Annotated in this window: 11 protein-coding genes and 1 pseudogene; 2 read left to right on the forward strand and 10 right to left on the reverse strand. The window is 60.7% G+C overall.

Annotated elements, in window-relative coordinates:
* Positions 1–378: 378 nt before the first annotated feature.
* The 5 genes and pseudogenes from P3T43_RS13095 to P3T43_RS13115 form a co-directional block, all read right to left on the reverse strand.
* A complete protein-coding gene (locus P3T43_RS13095; protein WP_429281466.1) occupies positions 379–1,887 on the reverse strand; it encodes an MFS transporter in 1,509 nt (502 codons plus the stop codon).
* Between the two features lie 30 nt (positions 1,888–1,917).
* Positions 1,918–2,544: a TetR/AcrR family transcriptional regulator gene (locus tag P3T43_RS13100; RefSeq protein ID WP_429281467.1), complete on the reverse strand. Its 627-nt coding sequence runs from the start codon at positions 2,542–2,544 to the stop codon at positions 1,918–1,920.
* A 208-nt stretch (positions 2,545–2,752) separates the two neighbouring features.
* Positions 2,753–3,334, reverse strand: a pseudogene (locus P3T43_RS13105) (acyl-homoserine-lactone synthase); the annotation flags it as partial.
* Between the two features lie 211 nt (positions 3,335–3,545).
* Complete coding sequence (locus P3T43_RS13110) at positions 3,546–3,995, reverse strand: DUF4902 domain-containing protein (protein WP_429281468.1); 450 nt, start codon at positions 3,993–3,995, stop codon at positions 3,546–3,548.
* A 521-nt stretch (positions 3,996–4,516) separates the two neighbouring features.
* Complete coding sequence (locus P3T43_RS13115) at positions 4,517–5,488, reverse strand: L,D-transpeptidase (RefSeq protein WP_429281469.1); 972 nt, start codon at positions 5,486–5,488, stop codon at positions 4,517–4,519.
* Positions 5,489–5,838: 350 nt separating this feature from the next.
* On the opposite strand from P3T43_RS13115, the gene nadE reads away from it, so the two are divergent.
* A complete protein-coding gene (gene nadE, locus P3T43_RS13120) occupies positions 5,839–6,690 on the forward strand; it encodes an ammonia-dependent NAD(+) synthetase (protein WP_429281470.1) in 852 nt (283 codons plus the stop codon).
* Positions 6,691–6,801: 111 nt separating this feature from the next.
* Here the strand turns inward: nadE and P3T43_RS13125 are convergent, their stop codons facing one another.
* From P3T43_RS13125 to P3T43_RS13140, 4 genes are all read right to left on the reverse strand, one after another.
* Entirely contained in the window at positions 6,802–7,068 is a 267-nt protein-coding gene (locus P3T43_RS13125; protein WP_429281471.1) for an RNA recognition motif domain-containing protein, read from the reverse strand.
* A 12-nt stretch (positions 7,069–7,080) separates the two neighbouring features.
* A complete protein-coding gene (locus P3T43_RS13130) occupies positions 7,081–7,215 on the reverse strand; it encodes a hypothetical protein (RefSeq protein ID WP_429281472.1) in 135 nt (44 codons plus the stop codon).
* A 531-nt stretch (positions 7,216–7,746) separates the two neighbouring features.
* A complete protein-coding gene (locus P3T43_RS13135; RefSeq protein WP_429281473.1) occupies positions 7,747–9,402 on the reverse strand; it encodes a S10 family peptidase in 1,656 nt (551 codons plus the stop codon).
* Positions 9,403–9,567: 165 nt separating this feature from the next.
* On the reverse strand, positions 9,568–11,127 hold the full coding sequence (locus P3T43_RS13140; protein WP_429281474.1) for a S53 family peptidase: 1,560 nt from the start codon (positions 11,125–11,127) through the stop codon (positions 9,568–9,570).
* 326 nt (positions 11,128–11,453) lie between these two features.
* On the opposite strand from P3T43_RS13140, the gene P3T43_RS13145 reads away from it, so the two are divergent.
* Positions 11,454–11,960, forward strand: a complete 507-nt coding sequence (locus tag P3T43_RS13145) for a DUF1993 domain-containing protein (protein WP_429281475.1) — start codon at positions 11,454–11,456, stop codon at positions 11,958–11,960.
* 37 nt (positions 11,961–11,997) lie between these two features.
* On the opposite strand, the gene P3T43_RS13150 is transcribed toward P3T43_RS13145, so the two are convergent.
* On the reverse strand, positions 11,998–12,318 hold the full coding sequence (locus tag P3T43_RS13150) for a YnfA family protein (RefSeq protein WP_429281476.1): 321 nt from the start codon (positions 12,316–12,318) through the stop codon (positions 11,998–12,000).
* Positions 12,319–12,396 lie beyond the last annotated feature (78 nt).

Consider the following 12,396-nt stretch of genomic DNA (forward strand, 5'->3'; position numbering starts at 1 on the left):
GAATTTACGGTCCGCAAGTGATTTTTATTGATACCGTTTTCTTGCAGGCGGGAATCAACGTCTGGTCATCGGCTCGCTCGGCGAAACAATGCTCATACGGCCAAACCCCTATCCTTCAAGGCTTCCAACTCCGTCGCCGGGCGCCTCGTCGAAGCACAATTTACGTGAAAATAATATGTCACCGTAAAAAATTCCATAGGTTAATCGTCAGGCGTTGAAATCAATTTGAATAGTTTCGTTTTATCACATCAATTATTGCCAAAACCATCCATAAACGTCTCGCTCATCCATGAATTTTCCGGATTGAAGAGTCAACGGCATTAATGCGGTGCAGCGTAACGCCGGGAATTGTCCAGAAAAGCGCCCGGCTATTTCAGCCTATCCCGCGCGCCGCAGTGCAACCTGCTGATGCCGCACCAGCAGCACGCTCAGTCCGATGCACGTCAGCATCAATAACGCATTAATACCGAGGCTGTACTGAAACGCGTGGGCGTAGGCATGAGGCGTGGCACGCCCACCCAGAACGCCGAAGAACGCGCCGCTGATCGCGGCGGTGCCGAACGCCGAGCCAATCTGCAAGGTTGACGAGGCGACGCCGGATGCCAGCCCCGCTTTCTCGGGCGCGACCTCGGTAAGGATGATGCGCAGGATCGACGGCAGCAGCAGCCCCTGGCCTACGCCCGCGCAGACGAGGCCGCCGTAGAACAACAGATCCGGCGCGGCCGCCTGCGTGGCCGACCAGCCGGTCAGCGCGAAACCTGCCGTCAGCATCGAGAAGCCGAGCGTCAATACATGTCCGCCAATATGCCGCACCACCGCGGGGGAAGTCAGCGGTCCGACCACGAAGCCGATCGCAAACGGCATGATGGCGATGCCCGAGGCGAGCGGCGTCCAGTGCAAACCGGTCTGCAGGAAGATGCCGTAGGTCAGGAAGAAGGCGCTGTTGCAATAGAACAGGAACGCCAGCACGAGGCCCAGCGCAAATGCCGGATTACGAAAGAGTTGCAGGTCGACGAGCGGGTGGCCGCCGCGGCGTTCGACGCGCCGCTCGGTGGCGATGAAGAGCGCAAACACCGGCACGCTCAACGCAAACATGGCGTAGGTCCACGCTGGCCAGCCGGCTTCGCGACCGTGCGTCATCGGATAGATGATGAGCAGCAGCAACAGCGAGAGCAGGCCGACGCCCTTCAGATCGATCCCCGTCCGCACGGCGGGTTGGCTTTCGGGCACGAACTTCCAGGCGCCGACGAACGCCAGAATACCCACCGGAATGTTGATCAGAAAAATGACGCGCCAGTCGAGGCCGAACGGATGGTAAGTAATCAACGCCCCGCCGCCGAGTTGACCGACGATCGACGAGAGCCCGAATACGAATCCGTAGAAACTCATCACGCGGGTTTGCTGGGACAGCGGCACGACCGCGCGCACCGTCGCCAGCACCTGCGGCGCCATCACGGCCGCAGCCATGCCTTGCACGATCCGGGCGATGACCAGCACATGCCCGTTGGGGGCGAGCCCGCAGAGCGCCGATGAAATCACGAAACCGGCCATTCCGGCCATGAACATGCGGCGACGCCCGTACAGGTCGCCGAGACGCCCGCCCGTGATCAACAGCACAGCGTACGCCGAGGCATAGGCGGACACGATCAGTTGCAATTGCGCATCCGTGGCGCCGAGGCCCGTGTGAATGGCCGGCAGCGCAAGATTGACAATGAAGTAATCGAGCGGCGCCAGAAACGCCCCGACGAACAGCACGGCAAGCGCGAGTCCTTGACGCTCGGCACGCGGCGGCGCGTCGGCTGCACTCACGTTGTCCGTGGCACCGACTGGCGCTGTTCCCGCCATGCCAAAACCCGCTGGCGTGGATTTGACGCATTCGCTATTCATGACCATTCGTTCAATAATTAGGCAAAAAAATTAGACGAGCGCGCGCATCGCGATATCCACGATGGCGGACAACTCGTGCTCCTCGTGCGCGCCCCGGCTGAGCACGCGCAGCCCCTGGATGAGGCACAGCAGAAAATTACCGACGGCTTTTTCGTCGAGCGTCGAACTGAACGCGCCGCTCGCCTGACCGCGAATCACGGCGGCGGCAAGCAGCGTCGCCATGCGGCGCTGGATCAGGGAGATCCGTTCGCGCAGCGGCTCGTCATCCAGCTGCATCTCCAGCGTGGTGTTGGTAATCAGGCAACTGCGCCGCGTGCCCAGCGCGGTCGCCGCCCGGGTGTAATGCAGGATGGCGTGGCGCAGCGCCTCCGCGGGAGGCAGTGACGCGTTCAGACGCTCGGCGAGCCGGGCAAGCGAGCCGTCCGCGTAATGATCGATGGCGGCTAGCAGGATGCCGTGCTTGTCGCCGAATACGCCGTACAGACTGCCGCGCAACAGGCCGGTGGCCTTGCACAGGTCGTCAATCGAACTGGCGTGATAGCCGTGGCGCCAGAACACCTCGCTCGCCTGTTCGAGCACGGTAGCCGTGTCGAACTCGCGCGGGCGCCCGCGGGCGCTCGTGGGGCGGGTTTTCTTCAATGTTGCATGCTGATCCATGAGGACGGATATTATGACTAACCGTTCAACAAATCAAGCTTGCTGAGGAAGAAGTGCGTGCGTTGCCTATCCCGGGAAAAATTCAGCGACCGGCGACGACCTGCCTCGGTGCATCAGCGGCTGCGGCATAAACCGGCTCGATCGACGTTGCCGGGTCAGGCTCGTCCCGACGGGACACGAGCCGCGCTTGAGCCGCGTCACGCGTGATATCCACGTCGAGCGCCGAGAGCGTTTGACTGTCGATATCGATCCAGCACGCCACCACCATTCTGCCGTCGATGCATTGCGCCGGTCCGGCCCGGTGTGCATGCACGCCGATGCGCCTGAACAGCCGCTCCATGCTGAGGTAGGTCACGCCGATGATCTGGCGCGCGCCCATCCGCGCGGCACAACTCACGACTGACGCCAGCATGGGACGAAAGAACCACGTGAAGTTGCCGGCTTCGTTTGGGTCGCCGGCAACGGGGCTTGCGGCAAATCGCGACAGTTCCCACACCTCCGTCGACTCCGGCGCCGCCATTCCCTCGGCGAGCAGAAACGGAAACAGCTCTTTTAATAAATACGGTTGCGTGGTGGGTAAAAGTCTTGCGCAACCACAAATTGAATCGGCTTCGTCACGCCCTACTACATAAACCGTATCGTCACGATCATATTGGTCACGTTCAAATCCATTATCTGCCATGGGTAAACGCCAACCCAACTGCTTGACGAATATCTCATGCCGATACTGCGCAAGCGCGTCACCCACAGCTTCAGGCAGCCGTCCGTCATCGTGAATGAAAGTCCGCATGATGCTCTCCCTGGTCGCTTTTGAACGAGCGCATTACAGCGCGCACAGGGTTATGCGGTAACTGATAGATTTGACAGGGCGTTATGAAGCAATATCTTCATTCGCCGATATATTCATCCGTGCCATCAATTTGTCATTGCAAATTGCGAACACGTTTCTCTTTTAAATAAGCCTTAAATGTTTCGAATCGTTGCCGCCGGCGCCGCGAGATTTACTGACGTTGAAAAGAGGCCAGCATGGGATGCCTTCCTTTCAAGGCGAGCGCAACGCCGGCCGCGACGGGACTCGACCAGTTCAGATCCATGAGCCGGTGGGCAAGCGCCCTTGCCGTGCGAACCATTCCAAGGTCCGCACCCGAACGATCGACACCCATGAGATTGCTTCGCACATCGCCCCATGCGATCAAAAACGCGCCCGACCCGCCGTCGATATACCAGTCCCACCCCACCGATACCTGCGACGTCAACGGGTGGATTGCGCCTTGCCACTCCGTGTAGCCCGCATCGAGGGCATCGATCGCATCCGCGCGCAGATCCGCGAGCAGCCCCTCGTCGATACCGGACGAAATATGAACCAACGTCAACCGGCCCAACATGAATTCAGGAACGCGCACATAACCATCAGACGATGCAGATTGTGAGAGCAATGGGGAGAGTGTCATCGGGCCTATGCCTTTCATTTTCGTTGAGTGGATTTTCTATTCGGAACTGAGCGCATAGAGTGCGTTCGGACTCCTGATTTCCTGTCGACAACGTGTTATCGACTTCTTGCATTGGCATCGGCTATGCATTGCAAAGTAGAACTTGATGCATAAGACATACTCAATTGTCCTGGTGACGGTCCTCACCAACGCGCGCAGTATATTTATAGTATCTATCGGATGGCGCATACCTGTGAGGTCTGACAGGTTATCAATGTAGGAATGCGATCCCGAGCGGATGCAAATGAACACAAAATAAAATGACGACGGCAATTTCGAAGTATTATTGCCAAACATGCTGTTCGTTGTGCAGACTTCGACAGCACGTGTAGCAGACCGGATCAATCGTCTGTTGCACGACACCCTCTCTCAGGTTCTGGCGGCCCTCGGAAAAGCCAGAACTTTTCACGCCAGCGCAAGCTGGCGTTTTTTTCGTCCTCAGCGATCACGCACGGCTCGAATATGCGTCTGGCATAGCGCGGCTAATCCGCCGTATCCGCGGCGGCCGGTACCGTCGCGCGGACCTTGCTGCCCGGCGCCGGTGACCACGCCGGACGCGTCTTGCGCGCCGAGTCGATCACGACGATGAAACGCCCTGCCCATGGCGTCACCTGCCGATCGCTATGCAGCACCCACAGCGAACGTCCCAACTCGACAAGCGCTTCATATTCGGCGTCGAGAATGCCGTAATGATCGAGGAACACATTGAGCGACGCGGGGATGCGCACGCAGCCCTTCGAATGACGAATGCCGAGCAGCGGTTCGAGCTTGTCGGGATCCGTGGCGTGCATCTGAAAACGCATCTGCGACATGCCGCCCTTGCCCCAGCCGCGTTCGCCTTGCGCCCAGCCCAGATCGAAAATCCGCATATCGCGCGTGCCGTATCCGCGAATACCGTTCTGGTTCATCGTGCCCTCTGCGCGATAGTCCATATTGTTGGGCGTATGTTCGAACACGCCGAGCGGCGTAATGAAGTGATCGAACTCACCCGGCTTTCCGGTTGCTACCGGCGACGCGCCGATCATCACCCACTTGTCCGAGGGCGCCGGACGGAAATAAATGAAGAGCGCCTGGACGTTTGCGCTGCGATCGACCAGCACGACATATTCGCCCGACAGATTGCCGAGTTGATAGAGTTGCAGCGCCGCCTCGAGCCGCTCGCCGTACTCCCGTTGGACCGCTGCCGGCACATTCAGCCGGCGCGTGACGTCGCGTGCAAATACGGCGCGCAACAAGAGCGCCCGCTGCGGATCGACCACGCCTGCCGCGTCTGGCGCCGCGACGGCGGAGGCCGTGATATCGACAGGCGGAGCGGGCAGGGTTTTCTGTGCCTCCGCCGCCCTGCACACGCTAAAAGACAACCAGAATAATGCAGCCCCCAACACAAGCGTTTTATGTCCAACGCATGGCGCCTGATTCGTGACACCCCGATTAATTCCGGGGCAACGGATCATTATGCGTTTCACTAGCTGGCCAAGCCGTCTCTCGTGGTTCATCGCGTGTTTTAGTCACCCTGCCTGTCATTCACCGTCTAGCGGCTTATTCAGCATGTACATAAACATCATAGTACTCAGCGTACCTGTTTCTGTCGATCACCGAAGCGTCCGGTCATAGCGAGTCATGCTTTGAATAACCGTCAATTACGTCAGGTCGCGCCCACGCATTTAAATCGACAATCCGACCGAATTCCGGCCGAAAATCTGCCGCTGCACAATGACGGCACAACCGGCAAAATACCCACTGGCGACGCCGGGATAAATGCTCGCCTCACCGCTTCGCATCCACACACTTGCAAAGGACCCACATGACACAACACGATCCGGCCGAACGCCAACGGCGCATTGCCGCAGAACTGGATGTCACGGAGAGTTTCGTCGCAGAGGACGAGATTGAGCGGCGCATCGCCTTCCTCGCCCGGTACCTGCGCGCGAGTGGCTTGAAGACGTACGTGCTCGGCATTAGCGGCGGAGTGGATTCGACCACGGCGGGGCGTCTCGCGCAACTCGCCGTCGAACGCTTGCGTGCGGAGCACTACGAAGCGCGCTTCCTGGCCATGCGCCTGCCTTATGGCGTCCAGCGGGACGAAGCGGATGCGCAGCAGGCCCTCGCCTTCATTCGCGCCGACGAAAACCTTAGTATCGACATCCAGCCCGCGGCCGACGCGATGCTCGCGTCACTCACCGCGGCCGGCGTGCCGTTCGCCGACGCCGCGCAGCAGGACTTCGTCCACGGCAATATCAAGGCGCGGCAACGCATGATTGCGCAATACGCCGTTGCCGGCGCGCGTCGCGGGGTGGTCATCGGTACCGATCATGCCGCCGAATCGGTCATGGGCTTCTTCACCAAATTCGGTGACGGCGGCGCGGACATCCTGCCGCTCGCGGGACTCAACAAACGACGGGTGCGTGCGGTTTCGCAAGCGTTGGGCGCACCGGCAGCACTCGCGCACAAGGTGCCGACAGCCGATCTGGAAATGCTACGCCCGCTACGTCCTGACGAAGATGCCTACGGCATCCCGTACGACGACATCGATGATTTTCTGGAGGGTAAATCGATTACCGCTGCGGCCCGTGAGACGGTGTTGCGGTTCTATGAGAGCACGCGTCACAAGCGTGCGCTGCCGTATACGCCATTCGACTGGCCGCCGCAGTCGTAGATGCGCGGTGCATATCGCTAGCGGTGCGAAGGCGTCATAGCAGCCAATACGACGACGCAGCAGATACCCGCTTGGCCGCCGCCTAAAAACAGGTCCGCAGGCCATTCAGGCTCAGCGAGGCGGCGGATCTTCCTCGTCGAACAACTCGCTGCTGGCCTCGAGGGGAATGCCGCGCAGATGCTTGCCCTGCAACTGGCGCGCGATCACTTCGCCGACGTAGGGCCCATCCGTTTTCAATTCGACTGTGGCATACGCGTTGGGCGTACCGATCTCGTGGATCGTCACGCTTTTCGCGTAGTGACCCAGTTCATGCTCGAGAAACTCGCGCACCTCCTGCTCGGAGCACGATTCGGCAATGTTCCTGACGAACAGGTTCATGTTGGCAATGCCTCAGCGCCCACGGCGATCGGTGCTGCGGATGCGCACGGGCTGGAGGCTCGCACGTTTTCTGGCTTCCGCGATGGCGGCCGCGCCGGTGATCAGCGCTGCGCCGAATGCAGCCAGTGACAGATAGAAGGCAATCATTTTCAAGCTCCCTTCGAATTTCGTCCTGTTGTCAGGATAGGCAGAATCGACTGCGAATGCGATGCGACACAGCGACCGGAGCAATTTCGAGTCCCGCGGTCACGTTCCCCGCGAAGCTGACCGGACCATTCCAGGAAGCGGACGGGTATCGCCCGCTAGAGACAGCGTCGAAACATGCGATTAATGCACTGTACCTGAATAACCGCGCAGACCCACACCTAAACGCCGCTATCTGCCTGGATTCATTCTTCAGCGCGCCAGGCCTTGACGCGGAATGGTTATTTTCGCTGGACGATTAAAACACATTCATCCTCGACGACGAAAATTCATCCGGTATGGGCGCGGCCTTCAAACGGGTCACGCGGCATGCGAACGACATCTCATCCGCCACGTTGTGTGGGTTCATTGCTGGGTGAAGAAGGAGGCAGCGGATTGCTGCCCCCTCGCCTGCGCGCTCGTCCAACTGTGTCGACATACTCACCACTCGACCCCAGCCAGCCGGTCATCCGGCGCTTACGCCATCAACAGCCGCTAACTTGGCCTGCGGGCCTGCAAATCGCGGATACGCAACAGCGCGCCGGTGTTGGTGACGGTCGAGTCGTACATTTTGGCAAGATCCGCTTTCAACGCCGTGCGCGAATTACCGTCGAGATAAACCATGTGCCCCGACGGATAGAAACGCGCCGAAAGGTTCTGGCGCACCTGTGGGCTAACGAGCGGCATCTGTTGCAGGTCGAGCACGGTCTGATAAAACGGCGTGACAAAATCAAAAAAACCGTTCGCCGACAACACCTTCAGATCCACGTTCAGCGCCATGACCGCAGCGAGGTCGCCGGCGGTATAGAGAATCACGTTGCCCTTTGAATCCAGGCCTTTCTGGGCGCCGGTCGGATCGATATGGCTGAAGTCCCAATACTGGAACGCCTGATCGTTCAGATCGGTAAACGACGAATTCGACGTGTACAGCAACTGCTCGTTCAGATAGACGTTCCACATGGTCGTGTAGACGCCCGTCACCGCCGTCATGGTGGGATCGTTACCGCCCGAGTTCGGATTGATCTTGCCGGCGATGCCCGTCTCGATGCCGGTCACGCGTCCGTCATATTCTCCGAGCGCAAGTCCCTTCGATTTCAGCAGCGTGGTCAGGAACAGCGAGTTGCCGCGGCTGTCATACCCGGCGATGTCGAGACTCCACGCGAGCAGCGTTGGCTTGTCGATACCGGTGTATTCGCTCAGCTTCTCGACCGTCGCGGAATCCGTCGCGGGCACTTTGCGCAACGCGGCCAGGTAGTCGGTGCGCGAAAACTGGGCGACCTCTTCGGCAAATGCGCCGAGATCGGTCGGGGTGGGCGCGATGCCGAGCTTCTTGTGATACCAGGCGTCGGCGGCCGCTGTAGGCAATGCGCCGACCGGGTTGCCCGACTGCGTGTAGTCCAGAATCGACGACTGCAGCGTGATGCCGTTCAGATCGACGCCGTCTTCATGCAGCAGATAAGCCAGCACGCAGCTGCGCGCGGTGCCGTACGACTCGCCATAGAGATACTTCGGCGAGTTCCAGCGGTCGTTGTTGGTCAAAAAGCGCTTGATGAACTGCTTGATCGAGTTCGCGTCCTGATCCACGCCCCAGAAATTACGGTTGACACTCGGTGCGATGGCCGCCGAATAACCGGTGCCGACCGGATTGATAAAAACCAGATCGCTCTTGTCGAGCAGGCTGTCGGGATTGTCTTCCAGCGCATACGGCGCGGGCGGCGTAAAGCTCGGCATTGCCGTCTTGATACGGCGCGGCGCAAACGAGCCGAGCAACACGAACACCGAAGACGAACCCGGACCCCCGTTGTAGAAAAACGTAACGGGGCGCGTCTCTTCCTTCTGGTTATCCTCCGTGAATGCCACGTAGAACATCTTGGCGTTCGGTACGGAACTGCTCGAGTCCACCGTGACCAGATGGCCGGCCGTCGCGGTGTAGGCAATCTTGCGGCCGCCGATCACCACGGAGTGTTTCGTGATGGCGGCGTTCTCCGTTGCATCGGTCACGGAGTCGTTGGGTCCGTTACCGTATGCGACGGGATCGAAGAATGGCTGATTTCCCGAAGAGTGCGCCGCCTTCGCGGCCGCCCCGGCGGGAGCAGCATGAGAGTTGTGAGACGACTGCGGACTGCCGGAACCTGACTCGGTGTTCGTCATGATCGCTCCATCGGATTCGTTTATGTCATTTACGTCATCTAGGCGCCATAAAGGGCGTTGTCTCTTGTCACGAACCACCCTGCCTTGCTACAAAGACCCGCACGCGGCGAGCAGACGGCGAGCTTCGCCGCACGCCCGCAGCCAACCTGTTCGCGCGATTAGAAACTATAGTGCGGCTGCGACCTTCTGACCATTGGGACTGCCAAGCCCGGTACAGGCGTCCCAGCCCGCGGACGCTTCATAACCGCCGTTGTTGCCTTGCGTGATATCGCGTAGCGCGCTGGGCGTGGCATACAGCTTCGGATTGATGAAGCCCACCGGTGTACCGTTAGCCGCATTGATGCGGGCGATCAGCGCCGCCCAGAGCGGCGCCACCGCGCTCGTGCCGCCCACTACCGTCTGCGAGCCGTCGATCAGCACGTCGTAGCCGCTGTCCGGCGAGGCGTCGCCCGCCACGTCCGGCACACCGCGCCCCGTGAGCGCCACTTTCACGCCCTTCGCATTGGTCGAAGACAGACCTTTCTGCCACACCGGAACCGCAAACGCGGTGCTTACCCCGCCGCCGCTCGCGCCGCCCTCGGTGCCGTCGTTCCACGCCACTTCCTTGCTGATGGTTTGCCCCGAAGCCGTCAGGCGCGTGCCGCCGCAGGCCAGCACGTACGGGCTGGAGGCGGGGAAATCGACCACGTTGCCGCCACCCGAGCCGTCGCTCGAACCGCTGTCGCCCGAGGCCACGCAGACTGTCACGCCCATGGTAGCAGCGGCTTGCAGCACGCCGTTGAACGCTTGCAGCGATTGCGCCGTCCACGACAATTCGGGACCGCCCCAACTGATCGAAATGACCGATGGCTTGTTGGTGGCGTCGTGTACCGCGCTGCTGACCGCGTCGATGAAGCCCGTGTCGGTGTTCGTCGTGAAGTAGACCGCGATTTTCGCCGCCGGCGCGATCGACCCGACGACTTCGATATCGAGCGTGACCTCGCCGTCAGGTCCGTTCGCGTCGCCAGTGGGTTTGTTGCCGCTCTGGTCGACACCCACCGCAACGACCGTGGGCGCGCTCACGCCGAGGTTCGAAAAATAGGTCTTGAGATCGGATGCCTCATAGCCGCCGCCGAGTTCGATTATGCCGATGCACTCGCCGCTGCCATCGCCCTGCGGGAACTGATAGAGCGCCGCGATTTGCAGGGGGGTAAACGAGGCGGCCTGCTGCGCCTTCAGTGCCTGGATCGGCGGGCGGATACGGAAATGCGGACGCGCCTGCGGCCGGTTGTCGAGCCCCAGCACGGCCGTCACGATGCCCGAGAGATCGTCGGGCACGCTGATTGAACCGGTGCGGCCGCGATACTGGCCGATCGAATGATGCCGGTAATGCTGCAGTTGGACCTCGAACGCCGCCTGGAACTGTGCGATCGTGCCGCCCAGCACGACGATGCGCCGCGCCGGATCTTCGCGCACCACGCTCAGGCCGGCCTGCGCCGCGAATGCTTTGACCTTGGCGATGTCCTCTGCCGCCGCGCCGAACTCTTTCGCGAAGGCCTCGCGCGACAAGGGTTTGACGTTCGGATCGCCCGCTTCGATTTTGCCGAGCAACGCCTCGAACTGCGCCTGCGCATGACGCCGCAAGACGACGTGCACTTCAAGGTGTTCTGCGGGATTGCAATTACCGACCAGTGTAGAACCCTCCGCTACCGATCGCTCACTTCCTTGCAGGGGATGCTTAGCCATTGTTTCGATACTCCTCGGTACACAGCCGTGAGGCTGCGTGTTAGTCCGGCGGGCACGCGCCTAACCGCACCACTCGTATCGCCGCATTGCGGCACGGTCCACACGAAGGTCCGGTTGCCAGCACATCGTCAAGCCGTCCGACAAATCCATTCGAACACAGTTCCGGGATGGGCAACAGTTGTCCGGATGGCTAACGTCGTCAATGACCCTGTGTGCGTCACGCAGGTCGCGCTATGATGCTGCAGCGGCGAACCCGCCGTTGCATTGCCGCGTGTGCCGAACCCGCAAGCGCGTCAAAGAATCCGAGTGAATCAGAGGAACGTTCCATGTCCATTTCGATGTTTCAAGCGTCCGTGCCCGTGATGGTGCGTGGCCTGACCAACCTCCAAGCCATCCTCGCCAAGGCCGAGGCGCACGCCGCCGAAAAGCAGATCGACCCGTCCGTGTTCACCGGCGCCCGCCTCTTTCCGGACATGCTGCCGCTCGTGCGCCAGGTCTATATCACGACCGACACGGCCAAAGGCTGTGCCGCGCGTCTCGCCGGCGTCGAGCCGCCCAAGTACGACGACGTCGAGGTGACGTTCGAAGAACTGCACGCGCGGATTCAAAAAACGATTGATTACCTGAAGGAATTCAGCGCGGCGCAGATCGACGGCTCGGAAGAGCGCACGATCACGCTGAAGATGCGCAGCGGCCCGGTCGAATTCACCGGCCTCAGCTATCTGCTGTCGTTCGTGCTGCCGAACTTCTATTTCCACGTGACGACCAGCTACGACATCCTGCGCCACAACGGTGTCGAGCTTGGCAAGCTGGACTTTCTGGGCGGCCGTTAAAGGCAGCAGCCTCGGTTAGTCGCCGGGGCACTCGCGCTTACACGCGCGGCTGGAAGGCGATGATCCCCATCCCAGCCAGCGTGAACGCCACGCCGGCCAGGTCCCAGAGGGTTGGGCGCACCTGGTCGACGCACCACAGCCAGACGATCGCCACGGCTACATAAACGCCACCGTAGGCGGCATACACGCGGCCGGCGGCGGTGCCGTGCAGCGTCAGCAACCAGGCAAACGTGGCGAGGCTCAGTGCGCCGGGTACGAGAAGCCATGCCGAGCCGCCCTCCTTCAGCCAACGCCAGGGCAGATAGCAGCCGAGAATTTCGGCAACGGCGGTGACGGCATACAGCAGAAAGGTCTTCATCGGAGGACAGGGCGTGTGAGCGGTTGATATCGGCAGCCAGCGGCGCAGTCTACTCCGTCCCGTGTATCGGCTTTATCA

This window comes from Paraburkholderia sp. GAS41, assembly GCF_050436545.1.
Classification (GTDB): domain Bacteria; phylum Pseudomonadota; class Gammaproteobacteria; order Burkholderiales; family Burkholderiaceae; genus Paraburkholderia.

Coding starts and splice junctions, on each gene's coding strand:
- P3T43_RS13135 (WP_429281473.1), bottom strand. CDS start 9,402: ATGACGAACACCGAGTCAGGTTCCGGCAGTCCGCAGTCGTCTCACAAC.
- P3T43_RS13150 (WP_429281476.1), bottom strand. CDS start 12,318: ATGAAGACCTTTCTGCTGTATGCCGTCACCGCCGTTGCCGAAATTCTC.
- P3T43_RS13100 (WP_429281467.1), bottom strand. CDS start 2,544: ATGGATCAGCATGCAACATTGAAGAAAACCCGCCCCACGAGCGCCCGC.
- P3T43_RS13115 (WP_429281469.1), bottom strand. CDS start 5,488: ATGATCCGTTGCCCCGGAATTAATCGGGGTGTCACGAATCAGGCGCCA.
- P3T43_RS13110 (WP_429281468.1), bottom strand. CDS start 3,995: ATGACACTCTCCCCATTGCTCTCACAATCTGCATCGTCTGATGGTTAT.
- P3T43_RS13095 (WP_429281466.1), bottom strand. CDS start 1,887: ATGAATAGCGAATGCGTCAAATCCACGCCAGCGGGTTTTGGCATGGCG.
- P3T43_RS13145 (WP_429281475.1), top strand. CDS start 11,454: ATGTCCATTTCGATGTTTCAAGCGTCCGTGCCCGTGATGGTGCGTGGC.
- nadE (WP_429281470.1), top strand. CDS start 5,839: ATGACACAACACGATCCGGCCGAACGCCAACGGCGCATTGCCGCAGAA.
- P3T43_RS13130 (WP_429281472.1), bottom strand. CDS start 7,215: ATGATTGCCTTCTATCTGTCACTGGCTGCATTCGGCGCAGCGCTGATC.
- P3T43_RS13140 (WP_429281474.1), bottom strand. CDS start 11,127: ATGGCTAAGCATCCCCTGCAAGGAAGTGAGCGATCGGTAGCGGAGGGT.
- P3T43_RS13125 (WP_429281471.1), bottom strand. CDS start 7,068: ATGAACCTGTTCGTCAGGAACATTGCCGAATCGTGCTCCGAGCAGGAG.